Below are 20,493 nucleotides of genomic sequence, written 5' to 3' on the forward strand. Positions count from 1 at the left end.
TGAAAATGATAACGTTACGCGATATCAATAAAACGTTTCAGACGAAAGAAGGTTTATTTCACGGTGTAAAATCAGTCTCTTTGCAAATTGAGGAACATGATATATATGGAATTGCTGGATTAAGTGGTGCTGGAAAGTCTACATTATTACGTACAATGAATTTATTGGAAAAACCAGATTCAGGTGCAGTTATTGTAAATGGAAAAGATTTAACAAAGTTATCCAAGAAAGATTTACGAACAGCAAGACAGTCAATTGGTATGATTTTTCAGCATTTTCATCTTCTTCATAATAAAAACGTATCGGATAATATTGCTTTACCATTAGAATTGAAATCAGTTTCAAAAGAAGAGAGAGAAAAACGTGTAAGAGAGTGTTTGGAGATTGTTGGCTTAAGTGATAAAGCGCATCATTTTCCTTCTCAACTAAGTGGTGGACAAAAACAGCGTGTTGCGATTGCTCGTGCATTAGCAAATGATCCCAAGGTATTGCTTTGTGATGAACCGACATCGGCACTCGATCCGAAAACGACACGATCTATTTTGCAATTTTTACAAAAGATAAATAAAGAGTTAGGAGTTACAATCGTAATTGTAACGCATGAAATGAATGTAATTAAACAAATTTGTAATAAAGTAGCGGTGATGGAAGAAGGAGAAGTTGTTGAATCTTTCCACTTACGTGACCAACATCTAAAACCAACAACAGAAATTGCAAAACTTCTATTAGGTGTAGAACAAGAGAGGGGCATTGCACATGTTCAATAATGTTATCCCACTGCTTCCAGAGATTTGGACATCACTTTTACAAACATTATTAATGGTTGGACTTTCAGTTGGAGCAGCAATTATTTTAGGTGTTCCTTTAGGTGTAATTTTATATTTTACAAGTAAAGGACAAATTTTGGAACAAAATATTGTCCATCGTATTTTAAACGGCATTGTAAATATTATTCGCTCATTTCCATTTATCATTTTACTAGTGGCTCTTGTGCCACTTACAAGAATTTTATTAGGAACTACAATTGGTCCAATCGCTGCAACGATTCCATTATCAGTAGCAGCCATTCCCTATTTTGCGAGACTCGTAGAGCAAGCATTACGCGAGGTTCCAAAAGGTGTAATTGAAGCTGCTGAGGCAATGGGAGCGACGCCACTGCAAATTGTGTGGAAAGTATTGCTCGTTGAAGCGCGTTCAGGCCTTGTATTAAGCTTAACAGTTTTAACAGTAAGTTTTATTTCCTACTCAGCCATGGCAGGTGTTGTTGGCGGAGGCGGTGTCGGCGATTTAGCAATTCGTTTTGGATATTATCGTTTTCAAACAGACGTTATGATTGTTACGGTACTTATGCTTGTTATTCTCGTTCAATCTGTTCAATTCATTGGGAATAGGATTGCTGCAAAAATTGATAAACGGTAAGTATGAAAAAAGGCTTCGGTATACACCGAGCCTTTTTATAGTGAAAGATGAATTGCTGAGGGTATTCTGCTAAGTTCAAACAATCAGTATAGTTCATAATGAATCAGAGGTAGATGTGTGGGAAATTAGCCCTATCGATATAGATATGAGAGAATGTAGGAGATCTAAATAGGGAATATATATTTTAAAGGGGGAATAACAGTGGCGGAAATTAAATTTGATATTAAAGAAATTTTTGGAACTTTATCACAGTCACCTAAAGGCTGGAATAAAGAGCTCAATTTAATCAGTTGGAACGGAAAAGAGCCAAAATATGATCTGCGTGATTGGGCACCAGAGCATGACAAAATGGGAAAAGGTGTTACATTGACGGTTGAAGAGTTAAAGGCATTAAAAGATATTTTAAATCGTATGGAGTTATAAAGTAAAACTTTAATCAGTGGGGGCTATCCCCACTGATTATCAGCCCTCACCAATCGGGATTTTACGGACAGCAACACTCCCACCTAACTTCTTTGCTTTTACTGAATTTTGAGGCGGGAGTGTTACTGTCCGTTAATGCGGGATAAAAACGAAATGATTTGTGCAGAGAAAACCACTTTTGAAACATTATTTCAAAAGTGGCTTTTTGTATGGACGTATATGTCGGAAAAGACTATATAATCTTTACCTCTTTATCTTCTTTCTTGTGATGTTCAGGTACATAGATATATTGGGATACGATAAGGAGAACGCTTATAAAAAATATAGGGAACATACTTGATATAAATAGACCATCAATCTTTAAATTAGTGATTAGACAAACGATAATAATGAGTGATGTAAATAGATGAGAAATGTGTTTTCTTAATCGTATTTTATATACCTCTCGCAATATTTCACAGCATACAAATAGGATGAGCATACTTAAAAAAATTACATTTGTATCATAAATGATGAAACAACAGATTAGGCCGAAAAAAGCTAGGTATTCAATGAGTAATGGAATATTACGTAGCATAAGATGTTACCGTACTAAGTAAGGAAGTGGATCAACGGCATTTGTTTTTTCAAAATTCCATTCCCCATTATGTAATTCGAAATGAAGATGTTGCCCAGTTGAATGTCCAGTATTCCCCATCTGCCCCAACACTTGTCCAGTTTGAACGCGATCTCCAGCTTGTACAGATCGGTTTTTCATATGTGCATAAACAGTTGTATATAATTTTCCTTTTATGTAATGAGTGACGAATACGACGTTTCCGTAGCTGCTAGAATAGTAGGATTTGATAACTTTTCCAGCAGCTGCAGCACGAATAGGCTTATCTCCAGTTGCTGTAAAATCGACACCATAATGCATTTGCCCCCATCTGACTTCGAAGTTTGAGCTAACTTGTCCTTGTGTTGGAAATTTAAAAACAGCAGGTATTGAAGGTGACGCAGACTGTTCTTGTTGTTTATTTTGTAATACATATTGCTTTGTAACATATCCATATCCAGAGCCAAAACGAATTTTATACCATGTACCTACTGTGCCTACTACTTGTATTTGTGTCCCATTTTGCAAGGAACCAATAACAGCAGTATTTGTTCCTGCACCATTTCTTACCCTTAGTTTAGGGGTTGCAACATAATAAGAATTATTTTGTATAGTGATTCCTTTAACGAATGGTTGTGAGTTATGTGATACAAATTCTTTTTTCACATATCCTATTTTTCCGTTGTAAGAGATGAGATACCAGTCATTAAGTGTTTCTTGAACGGAGATAAATGTCCCATTTGGTAATACGTCAAGGATGGATGATTGTATACTTGGTTCTGAACGAAGGTTTAAGGCGCTTGCATTTACGATATGTTGGTTACGCTGTTGATTTAATTTCGCCAAAGATAAATTAGATTTTTGTATGTAACCAATTTTGTTTTGAGCGTTTACTTTATACCAGTCACGTGTAGTTTCGAGAATGGTAACAGGTGTATTGTATGAAATACTGCCAAGGGAATCACCATTTGTTGTATTTTCTTGATATAGTTGGACTTTATCAAGTTTTACATGTCCGATTTTTACGTTGTTTTTTGGTTGTACAGCAGCTGTTTTCATATCCGCTTCAGTAATTGATGGGAGAAGAGAAGTAACCGCGACAGTTGCTGCTGTCAATGTTGTAACTTTCATATTCATCGTATAATGAGCCCCCTTGTGTAATTTGTGGTAAAATTTAGAATTATATTACAAGAATAACAGAAATATAAAGAATATGGAAATAAATGAAAGAGATTTTTGTTTTTCTCAACATAAGATTTATTCGTACGATAATATTTGATGGTTTAAATGAGGCGTGGAAATTATCCGATATTTTCTAGGAAGATTAACTGCTTTATAGAATTCACAGACTTCATGTGATAAACGTAACAATTTTGAGAAAATAATGAATCTGTTAAGGAGTTTCGAAATCTTTCTTTTCAATTCCTTTTTTTATGTTTTATATGAGAAACCTAGGTTTCTTATTTATGCTGCGGTATAATAATGTGGAAAAAGTACGAAAAGAGGTAGTTTCATGCTCGAAGTCATTGCAACTTGTTTAGAAGATGTGAAGCAAATTGAAAAAGCTGGTGGAAATCGAATTGAGTTAATTTCAGCATATACAGAAGGTGGGTTAACACCAAGTTATGCTTTTATAAAAAAAGCGGTGAAAGCAGCAAACATACCTATCCATGTTATGATTCGTCCCCATGCTAAGTCATTTATATATACAACAGAAGAAATTGAAATGATGAAAGAAGATATTTTAATTGCACAAGAACTTGGTGCAGCAGGTGTTGTTTTAGGTGTATTAAATGAGCAGAATCAAGTTGATGAAAAAAATTTAGCTAATTTATTATCTGTTGTAGATGGGATTAATATCACATTTCATCGTGCGATAGATGAAGTGGATGATCTTATTGGTGCAGTTAAAACATTACGTAATTTTGAAAAAATAACTCATATTTTAACTTCTGGTGGTCAAGGGACGATAGAGGGAAATATACCTGTACTTCATGAAATGCAAAGAGTCAGTAAAGGGGATATCCAGCTCATTGTTGGAAGTGGTGTGACAAAAGAAAATATAAAGCGACTATTGAACGAAACAGGAATTTCAGAAGCACATGTTGGTACTGCAGTCCGAGAAGGTAAATCTTGTTTTGCTGAAGTAGATCAAAAATCTGTACAAGATCTAGTGGTATTAACAAAATCATTATAATACTAGAGAAGAGGGAAAAAGATGGAGAAAAGCAAGAAAAAAGAAATCGTTTCATGGGTTAAAACAATAGGGATTACGCTAGGAATCGCTTTAATTGTACGTGGTATTTTATTTACTCCTTCACTCGTACAAGGTGAGTCTATGATGCCTACTTTAGAAAATAACGAGCGTGTACTTGTAAATAAAATTGGTTTTAACGTACAAGGATTAAATCGTTTTGATATTATTGTTTTTCATGGAAAAGAAGGATATGATTTAGTGAAGCGAGTAATTGGCTTACCAGGAGATACGATTGAATATAAAAACGACGTATTGTACGTGAATGGAAAAGCGGTTGATGAACCATATTTAGCAGATTATAAGGACGAGGTATCGAAAGGGAAATTAACTCCTGATTTTACATTAGAACAAAAAACTGGGAAAACAAAAGTTCCAGAAGGTCAAGTGTTTGTGTTAGGAGATAATCGTCAAGTTTCAAAAGATAGTCGCATGTTTGGTTTTGTTTCTGAAGATCAAATTGTCGGAAAAGGTGAAGCGGTATTTTGGCCGCTGCAACAAGTGAGAGCATTGCATTAAAGAGAGAGTTTACGTATACGCGTTAAAAAAGCATTGAATTTTACTTTCAATGCTTTTTTTATTTGAGAAAAATATTGTTTAAATAGAAAGAATATTTTATAATTTTAAATTATATGTTTGTTTCAAAAAACGGAATTATTGTTCCGAATTACGGAACTTAGGGGAGCTAAGATGAGTGTAAATAAAACGGCAGTAAAGACGATGGATATTTTAGAACTATTTTATGGACATGAAGAGCTAACGTTAACGGAAATGGTTCATCAGACGGGAATGCCTAAAACATCTGTATACCGTTTAATTGGTTCGCTTGAAGAAATGGGCTTTTTACAAAAGACAACAAGGGGAACATATAGGCTTGGATTAGTATTTTTAAGGTTCGGTCAACTCGTTTCGAAGCGATTGTCAGTACGAAATATTGCAAAGCCATATATGAAAAAACTTAGAGACTCTCTTGGTCAAGCTGTCAATTTAATTATTCAAGATGCGAATGAGGCAATTTATATTGAAAAAATGGATGGAGATCAACCAGTAAGAGTATACACAGAGATAGGACGGCGAGCTCCTTTATATGCCGGAGCATGTCCGCGTATTTTACTTTCGTATTTTTCGGAAGACGATCAAATGCAGTATATAGAGAAAGTGCAATTACAACAATTTGCAGATGGAACGATAGTGGATAAAGAAGAGTTGCAAAGCCTATTATGTAAGGCTAAAAGAGAAGGATATACGATCAGTTATTCGGAACTTGAGAATCATACAGCTGCAATTGCAGCCCCTATTTTTGCAAGTGATGGTAGTGTAATAGCTGGTATTAGTATTTCGGGATTAGAAATAGAGTATAATGAATCGACAATTCCAAACTTTATTACAAAAGTAAAAGAAACAGCGCATCAAATTTCGAAAGAACTTGGCTGGATAGGTGAAAAGGAAGGTATATGATGAAATTTTCAGCACTAGGGGATCAAGCAGTTGTTGTTACGTTTGGAGAAACAATTGATTTGGATATATATGAAAATGTGCAAAATTTACATCGACTATTAAAGAGAAATCCATTTCTTGGAATGGTTGAGTGTGTACCTTCTTTTACTTCTTTAACGGTTTACTATGATGTATATAAGTTATGGAGGAAAAATGAAAGAAAGGTAGTACCATATGAGTTTGTATGTGAATACATGAATCGATTGTTTAGTCATAATCAAAATAAAACACAAAAACAATATGATTGTATTTCAATTCCAGTTTGTTATGGCGGGAAATATGGACCTGATTTAGAAGAAGTTGCGGCGTATCATGGGTTATGTGCAAATGAGGTGATTCGTCTTCATAGTGAAGTGACTTATTTTGTTTATATGTTAGGATTTACACCAGGATTTCCGTATTTGGGTGGTATGCCCAAAGAGCTAGAAACACCTAGAAAACAAACACCACGTCTACAAATAACACCTGGTTCAGTTGGAATTGGTGGAAGTCAAACTGGAATATATCCATTAGAAACACCAGGCGGCTGGAATATTATTGGCCGAACACCGATTGCGTTGTTTCAGCCAAATGAAGAAAAGCCTACATATGTGCAGAGCGGAATGTATTTACGTTTTATCCCAATAACAGAGGAAGAGTACCTGGTTATGGAGGGAGCTAGGAAATGAATGTTGAGGTTTTACATGCTGGGATGTTTACAACTGTTCAAGATTTAGGAAGATATCACTATCAACAATATGGCGTGCCTGTTGGCGGTGCTATGGATCAGACAGCATTAAGAATGATAAATATGTTAGTTGGAAATGAAGAGAATGAAGCTGGATTAGAAATTACAATGATGGGACCAAAGCTTCTTATAAAGAAAACGACATTGCTAGCAATTGGTGGTGCGAATATGGAGCCTCTGTTAAACGGAGAACCCATTCCATTGTGGCGACCAGTTTTAGCGAAAGAAGGTAGCATGCTTTGCTTCGGGAAGACGCAGTTTGGGTGTAGGACATATGTGACATTTGCAGGTGGAATTGATGTTGCAAGTAGTATGGGAAGCAAAAGTACATATGTAAAAGCAGCTATAGGTGGACTAGAAGGACGAGCGCTTAAAAAGGGCGACCTTTTTCAAATTGGTACACCATCAAAATTTGCTACTTGTATGATAAAGAAATTGATGGATGAAGACAGAATAGAAACACGTTGGGGTATATGTAATCCTGTTCTACCCAAATATAGTCGCAGCCCAATCATTCGTGTTATTCCAGGTTTTGAATGGGATCAATTTAAGAGTGAGAGTTTAGAGTCGTTTTTTACAAAGGAATATAAAGTTTCCAATTATGCTGACCGTATGGGCTATCGATTTGAAGGTGAAAAATTAAAAAGAATAGAACAATCTGAGATTCTATCGAGTGCAGTTACATTTGGAACAATTCAAGTGCCATCTGATGGTCATCCAATCATCTTAATGGCAGATAGACAAACGACAGGTGGATATCCGTTAATTGGTAATGTCATATCAGTTGATTTACCTATTCTTGCGCAATTGAAACCAGGTGATTATGTCACGTTTGCAAAGACTTCTATAACAGAAGCGACGGAGCTTTACATCGAGAAAGAACAAAATATGAATCTATTAAAGAAGTTCATCGCTTTACAAGCGTAAAGCAGGAGGAGAGATAGCGTATGGTTACCGTTGACTTAAATTGTGATTTAGGAGAAGGCTTTGGTGCATATAAGATAGGAAACGATGATAAAATTCTTCCGTTTGTTTCATCAGTAAATATTGCATGCGGTTTTCATGCTGGTGATCCAACTGTCATGCGTCAAACTGTTGAAAAAGCGTTGTACCACAATGTGGAAATAGGAGCACATCCAGGGTTTCCGGACTTAATTGGATTTGGTAGAAGAATGATGTATATTTCGCCAGAAGAGGTCTATGATTATGTTTTATATCAAATAGGGGCATTAGATGGATTTATAAGAGCGGCAGGAGGAAGGATGCACCATATAAAACCGCACGGTGCACTTTATAATATGGCAGCCACTGATCAAGAGATTGCGGATGCAATTGCAAAAGCAATTTATCATATAAATCCAGATTTATTTCTGTATGGATTAGCGAAAAGTAAATTTATACAAGCAGCTGAAAAATATGAACTGAAACTCGTGCAGGAAGCATTTGCCGATCGTACGTATCAATTAGATGGAACATTAACAAGCCGAACAGAAGAAAATGCACTCATAAAAAATGAAGATATAGCAATTGAACAAGTGTTGCAGATGGTTAAGGAAAGAAATGTAAAAGCAGTTGGTGGAAAGATTATCAATATCGATGCACAAACAATTTGCATACACGGTGATGGTGAGCATGCAGTTCAATTTGCAGAAAGAATATACAGAACATTTAGATTAAATGATATTTCTATTTGTGCACCAAAGTAGAATAAGGAGGAGATACATAGATGTTGAAACTAATTGGAATATTGCTTGTAGCTGTTGGATTTTTATTTCGCCTTAATACGTTATTGGTTGTAATGGTTGCAGGAATTGTTACTGGTATGGTTGCGGGGATGAGTTTTTATGATGTCATAAGTATGTTTGGAAAGTTTTTTATAGAAAACCGATATATGTCTATGCCAATATTATTAACTTTGCCTGTAATTGGAATTTTAGAACGATATGGACTGAAGGAACGTGCAGAAGCATTGATATCAAAATCTAAGGGAGCAACGACTGGTAGAGTATTAATGTCATATTTTACAATTCGTGAGGCTTCGGCAGCGGTAGGACTAAATATTGGGGGACATGCTCAAACAGTAAGGCCTCTTGTTGCACCGATGGCAGAAGGTGCAGCTCATGGACGTTATGGAAAACTACCAGAAAAATTAAAAGAAAAGATTAAAGCGAATGCAGCGGCAGCTGAAAATACGGCATGGTTTTTTGGTGAAGATATTTTTATCGCAACAGGAGCGATTCTATTAATGAAAGGATTCTTTGATTCTGTAGGAATGCATGTTGGTGTGTGGGATATGGCGCTTTGGGGAATTCCTACGGCAATCTCAGCTTTTATTGTAAGTTGGATTCGTTTTAAACAATTCGATAAGTATATTGAAAAAACGATGAAAAAAGAAGAAAGCCAACAAAAGGAGGCGATATAGGATGAATATTATTACACTTGATACAATCTATTATTTATTAGGTATTATTGTTGCCTTTGTCGCGATTCGTGTCGCTTTTGATCGTCAACATCCAAATCGCTTTGGTTCTAGTTTATTTTGGGCATTATTTTCTATTACATTTTTATTTGGAAATATGATTCCATCATTTTATATCGGTTGTATTGTATTAGCAATGGTCATTTTAGCATCATTGAATAAAGTAACGAAGTCCAATGAAAAAGAAGCACCTACTGAAGAACGAGTGAAACATGCAGAAAAACTGAGAAATAAAATTTTTATGCCCGCTATTTTAATTCCTATTTTTACGATTATTGGTACTTTAACTTTAGGAAAGCTAAAGTTTGGAAATGTATTTCTTGTTGATCCTGAGAAAGTCACATTAATTGCATTAGCTCTTGGGGCATTGCTTGCTTTTGTAGCAGCAATGGGAATCACAAAAGCAAAAATAACAGCGCCTGTACAAGAGGGAAGCAGATTATTACAAGCTGTCGGCTGGGCAGTTATTTTACCACAAATGTTAGCTGCGCTTGGCGGTATTTTTGCAAAGTCTGGTGTGGGTCAAGTTGTCTCGGATTTAGTAGGACAAGTATTGCCAACAGAGTATCCATTCGTTGCTGTTATGGCATATTGTTTAGGTATGATGTTGTTTACAGTTGTAATGGGGAATGCCTTTGCCGCATTTGCTGTTATTACAGGAGGAATTGGTTTACCGCTTATCGTTCAAATGCATGGTGGTAATCCAGCGATCATGGCCGCACTTGGAATGTTTGCAGGGTACTGCGGTACATTGATAACACCAATGGCTGCAAATTTTAATATTGTACCAGCGATGCTATTAGAATTAAAAGATAAAAATGCGGTAATTAAAGCCCAAGCACCAATTGCTATTACCATTTTTGTTATTAATATGTTCATCATGTATGGGCTCGTATATCGATTTTAGTAAGGAGTGGGAATGATGAAGACAGTATTGTTAACAGGGTTCGAACCTTTTGGTGGAGAGGAGATTAATCCTGCCTGGGAAGTTGTAAAGCAGCTTGATGGACAAAGCTTTGGAGATTACAAGATTGTTAGTAAACAAGTTCCAACTGTGTTTCATAAATCATTACAAGCGTTAAAGTCTTATATGGAAGAAATAGAACCGGAGCTTGTTATATGTATCGGGCAAGCAGGAGGACGTCCAGATATTACAGTGGAACGAGTTGCAATAAATGTAGATGATGCAAGAATCACTGACAATGAAGGAAACCAACCGGTTGATGTATCTATTGTAGAAGGGGGGCCCGTTGCGTATTGGTCTACACTTCCTATAAAAGCTACTGTAAAAAAACTTCGGGAAGAAGGAATACCTGCTTCTGTTTCTCAAACTGCAGGTACATTTGTTTGTAATCATCTCTTTTATGGACTTATGGACATTTTAGCAAAAAGTGAAAACGGGGCTCGTGGTGGTTTTATACATATTCCGTTTTTGCCAGAGCAAGCAAGTAAGCATCCTGGACAACCGAGTATGTCGCTTTCAACTATTACAACTGGAATTGAATTATTGGTACGGATCGCATTAGAGGTAGAAATGGATATTATAGAATGTGGCGGGACCACACACTAAACAAAAGTACAACACCTGCTATGGACAAATGTTATAATAAAGGAAGGATTATACATAGAGGTGAGAGCAATGCAGCAATATGAAGAAGTTCGTTCTGTTATAGAAAAAGCAAATAAGATAACGGTATTAACAGGTGCTGGTGCAAGTACAGAAAGTGGCATTCCTGATTTTCGCTCAGCCAATGGTTTATATGCAGATGCTAAAGTTGAAATGTACTTATCTAGAGGATATTATAACCGTAATCCAAAAGAATTTTGGAAGCATTACAAAGAAATATTTCAAATTAATACTTTCCATCAATACAAACCAAACCGTGGGCATCAATTTTTAGCAAGTATAGAAGAGCAAGGAAAAGATATTGTGGTGTTAACACAAAACATTGATGGTCTGCACCAATTAGGAGGGAGTAAGCATGTGATAGATTTGCATGGTACACTCCAAACGGCCCATTGTCCAAAATGCAAAACGAAATATGATTTGCAATATATGATAGACCATGAGGTACCACGATGTGAAACATGTAATTTTATTTTAAATCCAGATGTCGTTTTATATGGTGATACATTACCACAATATCAAAATGCAATACAGCGTTTATATGAAACGGATGTATTACTTGTTATGGGAACCTCATTAAAAGTGCAGCCGGTTGCATCGTTCCCGCAAATTGCAAAAAGAGAAGTAGGGACAACGACTATTTTAGTAAATGAAGAGTTAACGAGTCAAGAGTATTATTTTGATTATATCTTTCAGCAAAAAATCGGGCAGTTTGTAGATCGATTTTAAATGATGTAGGAAAACCGAGATAAGAGGTATTTATCTCGGTTTTTTGGAGTTTAAATTTTCTTAATTTTCTTTAAAAATACTATAAATTATATTATCTATGTGCTTTAATATTATTAATAGAGGAGATTTTTATATCCGGATGAGAAAGTATGGTTTAATTTTTGTTATTTATAAGATAAAGATACTTTAGACCATAGAAAGAGGAGAGCATAATGAAAAAGAAAGAACAGAAAAAGAAAGAACAGAAAAAGAAACGGAAAAAGAAAACCCATATTCCTTTCCGATTAAATGTGTTGTTTTTCTTTGTATTTCTTATGTTTTCAACTGTTATTGTTCAATTAGGTAAGGTTCAAATTATTGATGGTGAGACTTATAAAAATGAGGTGGAAAAAAAGGGAGATTTAACGGTTAGTACTCCCGTTCCACGTGGGAAAATTTTTGATCGAGAAGGCCACTCGATTGTTGACAATAAACCATTACGGACAATTACATATACAAAAATGAAAGGTGTTAATTCAGAAGAGATTTTAAATACGGCAAGACAACTTGCGAAGATGATTGAAATGCCGCAGGAGGCTATAAATAAGTTAACCGAGGTAGATAAGAAAGATTTTTGGATGCAATTACATAAGAAACGTGCAGCAGAAAAGGTTACAAAGGAGGATGAAAATAAATTAAGAGTAAAAAAAATAGAGGGAAAAGAATTAGATAAAAAGGTGGAAGAAATTAGACGTGAGCGAATTACAGCGGAAGAGTTAAATGAACTTACCCCACAAGATATAGAAGTATTAGCTATTAAAAGTAAAATGAATGCAGGATATAATATGACTCCTAAAATAATAAAAAAAGATGTAAAACCAGAAGAATATGCAGTAATTAGTGAAAATTTAGCAAATCTTCCAGGTGTGGATACGACCGTAGATTGGGAACGTGAGTATCCATATGATAAAATACTTCGTTCAGTACTTGGAAACGTTTCAAGTGCTGATGAAGGACTACCGAAAGAGCAATTAGATTATTATTTAGTTCGTGATTATAACCGCAATGATCGGGTTGGAAAGAGTTATATTGAAAAGCAATACGAAGACGCCCTACATGGTATGAAAGCGCAATCGAAAAATATTACAGATAAAGAAGGGAAAATACTTCGTACTGAACAAATTACGAAAGGGAGAAGTGGCAATAATTTAATGCTAACAATTGATATGGAATTGCAAAAGAAAGTTGAGGAAAGCATTGAAAAAAACTTAATGGCGTTCAAAGCTGTAGAACCAATGTTGGATCGTGCCTTTGTGGTAATGATGAATCCTAAAAACGGACAACTTTTGTCAATTTCAGGAAAGAAACTAGTAAATAAAGATGGAAATATTCAAGTAGAGGATTATGCCCTTGGTACAATGACAAGTTCATATGAATTAGGTTCAACAGTCAAGGGAGCTACGCTACTAACAGGTTATCAAACGGGTGCGATCAAACCATTTACTCATTTTTACGATGCACCGATGACATTTAAAGGGACAACAAAAGCAAAGAAATCATGGAAAGATTTTGGTGATATTGATGATGTCAGAGCTTTACAAGTATCTTCTAACGTATATATGTTTAACACAGCTTTAAAGATTGCGGGGATTGATTACGTACCGAATAGTCCGTTAAATGTGAAACAAGAAGTTTTTAATAAAATGCGTTATCATTTTGGGCAATTTGGTTTAGGCATTCCAACGGGGATTGATTTACCCAATGAGACTGCGGGACAACGTGGAAGAAAAGATAATACACCAGGATTCTTACTTGATTATTCAATCGGTCAATATGATACGTATACACCGCTTCAGCTTGCGCAATATATTTCGACGATTGCGAATGGTGGTTATCGTATGAAACCACAAATTGTACAAGAAATTAGAGAGCAACCGAATAAAGCTGAGGATATAGGTAAGGTAGTTCAATCAATGGAACCGGTCATCTTAAATCGTGTAGACATGGACATATCCTATATTAATCAAGTGAAAGAAGGATTTAAGAAAGTGTTTCAAGAAGGCGATGGAACCGGTGTAGCACACTTTCAAAATCTACCGTATAAGCCTGCTGGAAAAACAGGAACAGCAGAAACAGTGTATGGTGGTGATAGTAATATAGGTAAGGATGAAAATGGAGATAGAAAAAAGTGTTATAATTTAACCTTAGCTGGTTACGCACCTTATGACTCTGATCCAGAAGTGGCATTTTCTGTTGTTGTACCATGGGTAAACGATGATAAATCAGGGATTAATTCTAAAATTGGAAGAGAAATTTTAGACGCATATTTTGATTTGAAAGTGAAAAGAGTGGGTGGAAATCCAGTGCCTATGGAACAGCCGAATAAACAGCAATAAAAGATTTTTACATTTACATAGAATAACAGGACAGTGAGGCATTTTAGGGGATGAAGGAAAGTCATGGAGCAGATTACTAGAAAAGAGTGGGACAAACTTATTTTGCTTGTATTCGTTATAATTGTTATGATTCAGTCTTTTACATTGTGTAAAGTAGAATTTGTGTATTATCCTTTTTCTAAAGCTAAGATCTTAGAATAACAATTCATCCGAAAAAGAGTCCTAAAAGGTAATGGAGCATACCTGTTAGGACTCTTTTATTATGATATTCTTACCGTTTTAATAAAAAAACGGTGTTGTTTCACATCAAAATACCCTTTTTGTAGGATAAGTTGATGTATTTTGTACAATTCATTTACATATGTTTCAGTTTCAAAATCAGGCACTTGCCAAGGAATTGCTTGTAAATAATAGACGAGAGCACTGATATCATAAAACCTTTGAACGGGAAACTCTTCTTTATATGTTAAAACTTTAAAACCATGTTGCTCGAGTTCACTTAGAGCAGTTTCTAAATTCCAATTTGTAAATTCAGAATTGAGTGGTGCTCCTAGTGCTTCATTGATTTCCGCACAATCTAAGCCACCTACTTGCTGCGTAAGAAAGATGCCATTTGGAGAAAGGATCCTTTTTACTTCGGAAACAGAGTAGGATTCGTGTTGATTTAAAATCAAATCGAATTGTCCATCATCAAATGGTAAAGTCTCATCATTGGTTACTTCTACAACCTTTACACCTAAAGGTTCTAAATTCTTTTTTGCTAATGGGATATTTGGAGAATACCCTTCAGTCGCATAAATAGAAGGAGGGAATGGTCTTAACATGGATAAGAATTCTCCACCACCTGTTCCCATATCAAGCATAGAATTCGTGTTTTGAATAAGGGAAAAGGCCATGCTACCGTAGGACCAAGAAAGTAATTGACTCTTCATACGATCAGTTTCTGTAATAAAGGAAAAATCCCATCCAGTAAAGCTTGCGTTTGCATTTTCTAATAAGGTGAAAAATAATTTATCATTCTTCATGTTAAATCCTCCTGTTTACTATATTCAAAATAGGGTGAATATAATAAACAGGAGGAGGACCTCTAATTACAATATACGGTTGTTACGTTTCATGTTCTAGTATTTTCATATGAAATCACTCCTGGCAAAAGTATGTTGTTTTACCTTCTAGATTTATGAGTATAATACCTTCTAAAAGTAAAAAATAAAATAGATATAGCTGTACAGTGGTAATAAATAAAGTCCCATAAACGGCCGTTTTCGGTACTTTTTAAGGAAACTAGATTGGATATATATGTTAGGATAGAGAAGAAATATACTTAAGCCAACACCAATAAAGGAATCCACGTTTTAGACTACCTAATTTGTGGATTCTTTTTATTTTAACCTAAATATAATTCGAAAAATATTGTATTTTTATGTGTTTCTTACCGAATTATTTTTTTACATTGATGTTGGAACAATAATGGTGTATGACGCATAGTATAAAACATATACCGTATAACATACACCAAGAAAAGAGGTGAATGAATGGATACTTTATTGAATTCATTAACGACAGAGCTTAGGAGAGGAACTTTGACGTTAGCTGTTTTAAGTCAATTACAAAAGCCCCAGTACGGATATTCACTTGTTCAATTGTTGGAACAGTCAGGTATTAACATTGATCAAAGTACTTTATATCCATTGCTACGCCGCTTAGAAAAACAAGAGTTAGTAACAAGTAGTTGGGATACATCTGAGAGTAGACCGCGTAAGTACTATGTTCTAAGCGAATATGGTTTGGAGATTTTTTTACAGTTAAAAAGGGAATGGATGGACAATTCTAAAAAACTCTTAGAAGTGTTAAAAGGGGAGAAAGATGATGAATCTAATTGAGATTTATATACAAGAAGTGACTCGAAGACTGCCTGAAAAAAATCGTGAAGATATTGCTCTCGAGTTAAGATCAACCATTGAGGATATGTTACTTGATGATTACAGTGAAAAAAATATAAAAGGGGTTCTTGAAACATTAGGGAATCCCGCTATATTAGCTAGTAAATACCGCGATCAACCAATGCATCTTATTGGTCCTCACTATTTTGAGACATATGTTACGTTATTAAAAATGATTTTACCGATTGCTGCTATTATTTCTCTAATCTCGATCATTCCCGAATATTTTATAGGGTATCATGGCGAAGAAGCAGTAATTAGTGTGGGTTTTGATATTATTGGTTTTTGTATAGGGAGAATCGTTGAAGTAGGTATGCACGTCTTTTTCTGGCTGACACTTGTTTTCGCGCTTATTGAACGAGTAAATCATTCGAAAGGAAGTCACCCATTCACAACAAAGTTTACCAAATGGACAGCTGATGATTTAAAAAACACACCTTATATTCCTAAGAAAAAAGTCATCACGAAATTCGAAGTATTTGGAAGTTTATTATGGACTGCTATTTGGGCAACAGTTTATTTTTACGCAAATCATCTTGTAGGTATATATCGAAGTAGTACACACGGACTTGATTTTGCGGCCCCAGCTCTTAATCAGGATGTATTGCTTCAGTATTGCCCAATCGTTCTTGTTGTAATCGGTTTAGAAATAGTATTATCTATTTATAAATTAATTAAGGGACAATGGACAAAAGGAATAGCAATATTTAATACAGCTTTCCAGCTTATTGGAACCATTGTATTCATTGTGATAGTAACGAATCCAAATGTAATGAACCAAGATTTTATTACGTATACAGCTGATTTATTCACTATTACTACTAAACAACTTGAATCGCGGATAGTTGGCGGTGCAATTTTCTTCTTTATGTTATCTGCGGCAATCAGTGTATTTGATGGTATCCGCAAGGCTAAAATTCATTAATCAGCATTCGTCTATTACAATAATGGGGTTTAGTTTAACAAGCCATCCCTTAAAAAAGTCGGATTCTTAGCGTACAGGTGAACTGTACCCCATAAAGAAAAGACACTCTAATGAGTGCCTGATCTTAACTAGCAACCGAATCCGCCACCTGAACAGCTGCATCCAATAATGATTAATAGAATGAACAGCACAATTAGTAAAGCGAATCCGCCACCAAAACCACCACAACTACCACCAAAGCTCATAATATTTCCTCCTTGAGTAAGAGGGGCCAACTGGGATGCACATGTGTTTTAACGGATACACATTACTTTATGTTTTTAAACAATATATGAGCAGGTCCTTTAAGAAATAAAGAAAGACACCCTTACGTGGTTCAGCCAAGATACGTGTATTATTCTTCAATTCTTTCTAGTAGCCAATCTTGGACTTCATCTTTCAAATCCATTCCCACGATGATCTTACCAAGGACTACACCTTTACCGATTAAATTTATATCTATGTCTATAGATGGTTTTAATGGATTCATTGTGTATGTAACTGTTTCGATATGGCGAACTGGGATACGAACAATCCCAATGATTCCAGATGTAAGTAAATATCCATCCTCTGTAATCTCAATTACGTTATTTTTCCATGTGAATTTGTTATCAGTTATTGCTTTTGGATTTTTCGCACCAAAAATACCCATGATTTCACTCCTAAATGGGGTAGCGTCTTAAAGAATCTAACGAGACCATTTTTTCTGAATTAAAATGGTATTCTCCAAGTAAATTAATATGTTCCCAACCTAGAGGTGACATATGGTGCAATAAGTCTCTGTTAAAAATATCGGAATTAATAAAATTTCATCAAGTAATATACTTTCCTGACGTTATCTGTCAGGGAAGTTATATTATAATAGGCTATATCAATAGTGATAGGAGTGTTATTGGATGCAAACAAAAAAGGTTTATCTTTATGTATTTAATACAATGTCAGACTGGGAATATGGGTATTTAATTGCTGAATTAAACTCAGGAAGATATTTCAAAAAAGATGTAGCACCTTTAAAAGTAGTTACAGTAGGAACGAATAAAGAAGGTATTACTACGATGGGAGGGCTGAGCATACAACCAGATATGTCCCTTGATGAATGTACTCTTGAGAGTAAAGACCTTTTAGTCTTACCTGGAGGGAATACTTGGAGAGAAGATATTCATCAACCTATCTTAAAAAAAATTGATGAAGCCTTAAAGATTGGCACTATTGTTGCTGCAATTTGTGGTGCAACTGAGGCCCTCGCGAATATGGGATACTTAGATTTTAGAAAGCACACAAGCAATGACTTAGAGTATATTAAAATGGTCTGTCCTAATTATAAAGGAGAAAAATTTTATGAGATGAGACCTGCGGTATCTGGTGAGAATTTGGTTACTGCATCAGGAGTAGCACCTCTGGAATTTACGATGGAAGTACTGAAAAAATTAGATGTATTTGCACCTGATACATTACATGCATGGTATAACTTAAATAAGACTCATAACCCTGAATACTTCTTCCAGTTAATGAATTCAATAAATAGATGAGCTAAAAAAATCAACTTAGCAGTTTTATATTAGTTCAAATAATTACCATGCTTTAGACGATGTCAAAGCATGGTTTTTGTGTATAACTTAAAAATGTTTATAGAAGTAAAAAAATTACAAGGCACTCCTGAAGTTGTTATAAATAGAACTGGTAACTCAATCTCTTTTTAATATTGAAATTTCCTTAACGTTGTAAATCCGCATTTTCCTGACGATACCCCATTTAAGAAAATCCTATATCAGAGCCATTTAGTGACCTTAAAGATGTACATCCAAATGCTTTTTCAACAAAAAGAGTTTCTATCCATCCTAGAGCAAGAGATTGATGAATTAGCCATGCAGTTTGAAGAGTATGAGATTCTCCGTTCTATACCGGGAGTAGGATGTAAGATTGCGGCTACGCTCATCTCCGAAATCGGGGGAATCAAGCAGTTTAGTCACCCTAAAAAGCTAGTGACCTATGCAGGAATTGACCCCAGGATCTATCAATCAGGTAAGTTTACAGCTACCATAAGCCGCATCACGAAAAGAGGCTCTTCCAAGCTACGACAAGCTTTATATACAGCCGTTCAGTGTGGATTAACGAATAATCGAAACACCAAACTCAGAGAGTTTTACGACAAAAAAAGAAGTGAGGGAAAACCTCACAAAGTAGCGATAATAGCCTACGCCAACAAGCTATTACATTGGATTTATGCCATTTTCAAGCATAAAGAGAGTTTCATAGCATGACAAATAATTAATAATTACATTAATTGAAAAAACTTCAAATTGTTGTTTTGAAGTCTCTTTGTCATGCCTTTTTTTATTGTACCATTACTTATGAATCAATATTAAGCCAAAAGTATTGACTTATATTAGCTGATATAATTGAATAAATGAATATTAACTACATGTTTAAATGACTACACTTTAACAACATTCACTTTCCAGCTATTTTGCAGTTTTCGAATAAAGATGATTTGACCAATGTGATATGCGTTATGAGTGGATACATTTCCAAGTATCTCCCACCACTTCGCATGTGCAGGGAAGCCATTTACTTCACTCTCAACTTTTTCTTCCGTTAATAAATCTTGCCATTGTAACAACACCTCTAAAAGTCGTTCTTTTAAGTTACTAAAACTTTTATTTTCGGGAATTATAAAACTTTTATTATTATCACCTATGGAAGGTACAGCATTAACATGAGATTTTTGGTACCTAGTTTGCCATGTTTCATTCCAATAAAGTAGGTGCTGCACAATTTCAGCAATACTATTACAATTTTCGTTAGGCTTCCAAAATGCTTCTTCCTCTGACAAATTTTCGACTGAGTCAGAAAATGGAAGGTACCAGCTAGGATCATTAGCATTAGCTAATAACTGATCGGATAAGACGTCTTTTGCATGAAACATGCTCTCCACACTCCTAATAATTTTTTTCTGATTTATTCAAGTTAAAAACCAAAGTAGTGCTAAAACTCAGGCCTCAAATGTAATAAATCGACTACCTAGTTCTACTAATTCTCTTATATTAAGTTAATCCCTTCATTATTTTTTCATAAGGGGATCCTACCACATCGCCATCAAGCTAAGGTTTTAATATACCCCCTAAATGAACATTTTCTTTTTTTACAGGTAGTTACTTTGAAAAGTCAGCTTATTTTTTCGTTTTGAGGGCGTTTATTTTTCTTAAGCTGATGAATATGGAGTACCCCCTAGGTTAAATGAAATTCCACTTAGAAACAAGTGATTTTAACAACGTTAGGAGTGTTTCATGCAGCACAATGTCATTTGTGTTGTATCGCAAGAAGAAAAATTACATTAGAAAAGAGCCGGAATTCACCCTGTTAAGAGTAAACCAAATCTTTAATATTTAAAGGACGAAAAAAAGAAACATAGAAGTGAAAAACCTCTGTGTTTCTTTTTGATTCATATATTTATTGGGAAA

The 20,493-nt window shown here is 35.1% G+C and carries 22 protein-coding genes and 1 pseudogene; 18 read left to right on the forward strand and 5 right to left on the reverse strand.

Features of this window, described 5'->3' with window-relative positions:
- Positions 1 to 5 precede the first annotated feature (5 nt).
- From BPMYX0001_RS14035 to BPMYX0001_RS14045, 3 genes are all read left to right on the forward strand, one after another.
- Positions 6 to 767: a methionine ABC transporter ATP-binding protein gene (locus BPMYX0001_RS14035; protein WP_018783130.1), complete on the forward strand. Its 762-nt coding sequence runs from the start codon at positions 6 to 8 to the stop codon at positions 765 to 767.
- A complete protein-coding gene (locus BPMYX0001_RS14040) occupies positions 757 to 1,419 on the forward strand; it encodes a methionine ABC transporter permease (protein ID WP_018783129.1) in 663 nt (220 codons plus the stop codon). The genes BPMYX0001_RS14035 and BPMYX0001_RS14040 overlap by 11 nt, the downstream gene beginning before the upstream one ends.
- Before the next feature lie 201 nt (positions 1,420 to 1,620).
- The gene (locus BPMYX0001_RS14045) at positions 1,621 to 1,842 is read left to right on the forward strand and encodes a YdbC family protein (RefSeq protein ID WP_003198493.1); all 222 of its coding nucleotides are present in this window, start codon (positions 1,621 to 1,623) and stop codon (positions 1,840 to 1,842) included.
- A gap of 583 nt (positions 1,843 to 2,425) precedes the next feature.
- Here the strand turns inward: BPMYX0001_RS14045 and BPMYX0001_RS14050 are convergent.
- A complete protein-coding gene (locus BPMYX0001_RS14050) occupies positions 2,426 to 3,574 on the reverse strand; it encodes an SH3 domain-containing protein (RefSeq protein ID WP_006095465.1) in 1,149 nt (382 codons plus the stop codon).
- A gap of 376 nt (positions 3,575 to 3,950) precedes the next feature.
- Here BPMYX0001_RS14050 and BPMYX0001_RS14055 point away from each other — a divergent pair, with 376 nt between their 5' ends.
- From BPMYX0001_RS14055 to BPMYX0001_RS14105, 11 genes are all read left to right on the forward strand, one after another.
- The gene (locus BPMYX0001_RS14055) at positions 3,951 to 4,634 is read left to right on the forward strand and encodes a copper homeostasis protein CutC (protein ID WP_006095466.1); all 684 of its coding nucleotides are present in this window, start codon (positions 3,951 to 3,953) and stop codon (positions 4,632 to 4,634) included.
- A gap of 21 nt (positions 4,635 to 4,655) precedes the next feature.
- Positions 4,656 to 5,210, forward strand: a complete 555-nt coding sequence (lepB, locus tag BPMYX0001_RS14060; RefSeq protein WP_003207624.1) for a signal peptidase I — start codon at positions 4,656 to 4,658, stop codon at positions 5,208 to 5,210.
- 171 nt (positions 5,211 to 5,381) lie between these two features.
- A complete protein-coding gene (locus tag BPMYX0001_RS14065; protein WP_018783127.1) occupies positions 5,382 to 6,149 on the forward strand; it encodes an IclR family transcriptional regulator in 768 nt (255 codons plus the stop codon).
- Complete coding sequence (pxpB, locus tag BPMYX0001_RS14070; RefSeq protein ID WP_006095468.1) at positions 6,149 to 6,856, forward strand: 5-oxoprolinase subunit PxpB; 708 nt, start codon at positions 6,149 to 6,151, stop codon at positions 6,854 to 6,856. Before BPMYX0001_RS14065 ends, pxpB begins: the two co-directional genes overlap by 1 nt.
- A complete protein-coding gene (locus BPMYX0001_RS14075; protein WP_018783125.1) occupies positions 6,853 to 7,842 on the forward strand; it encodes a 5-oxoprolinase subunit C family protein in 990 nt (329 codons plus the stop codon). The genes pxpB and BPMYX0001_RS14075 overlap by 4 nt, the downstream gene beginning before the upstream one ends.
- A gap of 20 nt (positions 7,843 to 7,862) precedes the next feature.
- Positions 7,863 to 8,621 (forward strand): 5-oxoprolinase subunit PxpA, encoded by a 759-nt coding sequence (pxpA, locus tag BPMYX0001_RS14080; RefSeq protein ID WP_006095470.1) that lies wholly within the window; start codon positions 7,863 to 7,865, stop codon positions 8,619 to 8,621.
- A 20-nt stretch (positions 8,622 to 8,641) separates the two neighbouring features.
- On the forward strand, positions 8,642 to 9,337 hold the full coding sequence (locus tag BPMYX0001_RS14085) for a DUF969 domain-containing protein (protein WP_003198508.1): 696 nt from the start codon (positions 8,642 to 8,644) through the stop codon (positions 9,335 to 9,337).
- Between the two features lies 1 nt (position 9,338).
- Entirely contained in the window at positions 9,339 to 10,301 is a 963-nt protein-coding gene (locus BPMYX0001_RS14090; protein WP_003198510.1) for a DUF979 domain-containing protein, read from the forward strand.
- Between the two features lie 15 nt (positions 10,302 to 10,316).
- Positions 10,317 to 10,964: a pyroglutamyl-peptidase I gene (gene pcp / locus BPMYX0001_RS14095; RefSeq protein WP_018783124.1), complete on the forward strand. Its 648-nt coding sequence runs from the start codon at positions 10,317 to 10,319 to the stop codon at positions 10,962 to 10,964.
- Between the two features lie 69 nt (positions 10,965 to 11,033).
- Positions 11,034 to 11,750 (forward strand): NAD-dependent protein deacylase, encoded by a 717-nt coding sequence (locus tag BPMYX0001_RS14100; RefSeq protein WP_018783123.1) that lies wholly within the window; start codon positions 11,034 to 11,036, stop codon positions 11,748 to 11,750.
- Between the two features lie 212 nt (positions 11,751 to 11,962).
- On the forward strand, positions 11,963 to 14,125 hold the full coding sequence (locus BPMYX0001_RS14105; RefSeq protein WP_006095473.1) for a peptidoglycan D,D-transpeptidase FtsI family protein: 2,163 nt from the start codon (positions 11,963 to 11,965) through the stop codon (positions 14,123 to 14,125).
- A gap of 260 nt (positions 14,126 to 14,385) precedes the next feature.
- Here the strand turns inward: BPMYX0001_RS14105 and BPMYX0001_RS14110 are convergent, their stop codons facing one another.
- Positions 14,386 to 15,150 carry a class I SAM-dependent methyltransferase gene (locus BPMYX0001_RS14110; protein WP_006095474.1) on the reverse strand — a complete coding sequence of 255 codons (765 nt, stop codon included), beginning with the start codon at positions 15,148 to 15,150 and terminating at the stop codon, positions 14,386 to 14,388.
- Positions 15,151 to 15,660: 510 nt separating this feature from the next.
- Between BPMYX0001_RS14110 and BPMYX0001_RS14115 the strand changes: the two genes are divergently transcribed.
- Entirely contained in the window at positions 15,661 to 16,008 is a 348-nt protein-coding gene (locus BPMYX0001_RS14115) for a PadR family transcriptional regulator (protein ID WP_006095475.1), read from the forward strand.
- Complete coding sequence (locus BPMYX0001_RS14120) at positions 15,995 to 16,993, forward strand: HAAS signaling domain-containing protein (protein WP_033799008.1); 999 nt, start codon at positions 15,995 to 15,997, stop codon at positions 16,991 to 16,993. Before BPMYX0001_RS14115 ends, BPMYX0001_RS14120 begins: the two co-directional genes overlap by 14 nt.
- A gap of 128 nt (positions 16,994 to 17,121) precedes the next feature.
- Here the strand turns inward: BPMYX0001_RS14120 and BPMYX0001_RS30905 are convergent, their stop codons facing one another.
- Both BPMYX0001_RS30905 and BPMYX0001_RS14125 read right to left on the reverse strand, forming a co-directional pair.
- Positions 17,122 to 17,238: a YjcZ family sporulation protein gene (locus BPMYX0001_RS30905; RefSeq protein ID WP_003209912.1), complete on the reverse strand. Its 117-nt coding sequence runs from the start codon at positions 17,236 to 17,238 to the stop codon at positions 17,122 to 17,124.
- A gap of 149 nt (positions 17,239 to 17,387) precedes the next feature.
- Positions 17,388 to 17,684: a hypothetical protein gene (locus tag BPMYX0001_RS14125; RefSeq protein ID WP_006095477.1), complete on the reverse strand. Its 297-nt coding sequence runs from the start codon at positions 17,682 to 17,684 to the stop codon at positions 17,388 to 17,390.
- A gap of 244 nt (positions 17,685 to 17,928) precedes the next feature.
- On the opposite strand from BPMYX0001_RS14125, the gene BPMYX0001_RS14130 reads away from it, so the two are divergent.
- Together BPMYX0001_RS14130 and BPMYX0001_RS14135 are read left to right on the forward strand one after the other, a co-directional pair.
- Complete coding sequence (locus tag BPMYX0001_RS14130; protein ID WP_006095478.1) at positions 17,929 to 18,561, forward strand: type 1 glutamine amidotransferase family protein; 633 nt, start codon at positions 17,929 to 17,931, stop codon at positions 18,559 to 18,561.
- A gap of 219 nt (positions 18,562 to 18,780) precedes the next feature.
- A pseudogene (locus BPMYX0001_RS14135) lies at positions 18,781 to 19,293 on the forward strand (IS110 family RNA-guided transposase); the annotation flags it as partial.
- Between the two features lie 173 nt (positions 19,294 to 19,466).
- On the opposite strand, the gene BPMYX0001_RS14140 reads toward BPMYX0001_RS14135, so the two are convergent.
- Positions 19,467 to 19,958, reverse strand: coding sequence for a DinB family protein (locus tag BPMYX0001_RS14140; RefSeq protein ID WP_006095480.1), 492 nt, complete (start codon positions 19,956 to 19,958; stop codon positions 19,467 to 19,469).
- Positions 19,959 to 20,493: the final 535 nt, after the last annotated feature.

It is taken from the genome of Bacillus pseudomycoides DSM 12442 (assembly GCF_000161455.1).
Classification (GTDB): Bacteria; Bacillota; Bacilli; order Bacillales; family Bacillaceae_G; genus Bacillus_A; species Bacillus_A pseudomycoides.

Excerpts from the sequence above, each read along its gene's own strand:
- BPMYX0001_RS14035 (WP_018783130.1), top strand. The coding sequence starts at position 6 with ATGATAACGTTACGCGATATCAATAAAACGTTTCAGACGAAAGAAGGT.
- BPMYX0001_RS14040 (WP_018783129.1), top strand. The coding sequence starts at position 757 with ATGTTCAATAATGTTATCCCACTGCTTCCAGAGATTTGGACATCACTT.
- BPMYX0001_RS14050 (WP_006095465.1), bottom strand. The coding sequence starts at position 3,574 with ATGAATATGAAAGTTACAACATTGACAGCAGCAACTGTCGCGGTTACT.
- BPMYX0001_RS14055 (WP_006095466.1), top strand. The coding sequence starts at position 3,951 with ATGCTCGAAGTCATTGCAACTTGTTTAGAAGATGTGAAGCAAATTGAA.
- lepB (WP_003207624.1), top strand. The coding sequence starts at position 4,656 with ATGGAGAAAAGCAAGAAAAAAGAAATCGTTTCATGGGTTAAAACAATA.
- BPMYX0001_RS14065 (WP_018783127.1), top strand. The coding sequence starts at position 5,382 with ATGAGTGTAAATAAAACGGCAGTAAAGACGATGGATATTTTAGAACTA.
- pxpB (WP_006095468.1), top strand. The coding sequence starts at position 6,149 with ATGAAATTTTCAGCACTAGGGGATCAAGCAGTTGTTGTTACGTTTGGA.
- BPMYX0001_RS14075 (WP_018783125.1), top strand. The coding sequence starts at position 6,853 with ATGAATGTTGAGGTTTTACATGCTGGGATGTTTACAACTGTTCAAGAT.
- pxpA (WP_006095470.1), top strand. The coding sequence starts at position 7,863 with ATGGTTACCGTTGACTTAAATTGTGATTTAGGAGAAGGCTTTGGTGCA.
- BPMYX0001_RS14085 (WP_003198508.1), top strand. The coding sequence starts at position 8,642 with ATGTTGAAACTAATTGGAATATTGCTTGTAGCTGTTGGATTTTTATTT.
- BPMYX0001_RS14090 (WP_003198510.1), top strand. The coding sequence starts at position 9,339 with ATGAATATTATTACACTTGATACAATCTATTATTTATTAGGTATTATT.
- pcp (WP_018783124.1), top strand. The coding sequence starts at position 10,317 with ATGAAGACAGTATTGTTAACAGGGTTCGAACCTTTTGGTGGAGAGGAG.
- BPMYX0001_RS14100 (WP_018783123.1), top strand. The coding sequence starts at position 11,034 with ATGCAGCAATATGAAGAAGTTCGTTCTGTTATAGAAAAAGCAAATAAG.
- BPMYX0001_RS14105 (WP_006095473.1), top strand. The coding sequence starts at position 11,963 with ATGAAAAAGAAAGAACAGAAAAAGAAAGAACAGAAAAAGAAACGGAAA.
- BPMYX0001_RS14110 (WP_006095474.1), bottom strand. The coding sequence starts at position 15,150 with ATGAAGAATGATAAATTATTTTTCACCTTATTAGAAAATGCAAACGCA.
- BPMYX0001_RS14115 (WP_006095475.1), top strand. The coding sequence starts at position 15,661 with ATGGATACTTTATTGAATTCATTAACGACAGAGCTTAGGAGAGGAACT.
- BPMYX0001_RS14120 (WP_033799008.1), top strand. The coding sequence starts at position 15,995 with ATGAATCTAATTGAGATTTATATACAAGAAGTGACTCGAAGACTGCCT.
- BPMYX0001_RS30905 (WP_003209912.1), bottom strand. The coding sequence starts at position 17,238 with ATGAGCTTTGGTGGTAGTTGTGGTGGTTTTGGTGGCGGATTCGCTTTA.
- BPMYX0001_RS14125 (WP_006095477.1), bottom strand. The coding sequence starts at position 17,684 with ATGGGTATTTTTGGTGCGAAAAATCCAAAAGCAATAACTGATAACAAA.
- BPMYX0001_RS14130 (WP_006095478.1), top strand. The coding sequence starts at position 17,929 with ATGCAAACAAAAAAGGTTTATCTTTATGTATTTAATACAATGTCAGAC.
- BPMYX0001_RS14140 (WP_006095480.1), bottom strand. The coding sequence starts at position 19,958 with ATGTTTCATGCAAAAGACGTCTTATCCGATCAGTTATTAGCTAATGCT.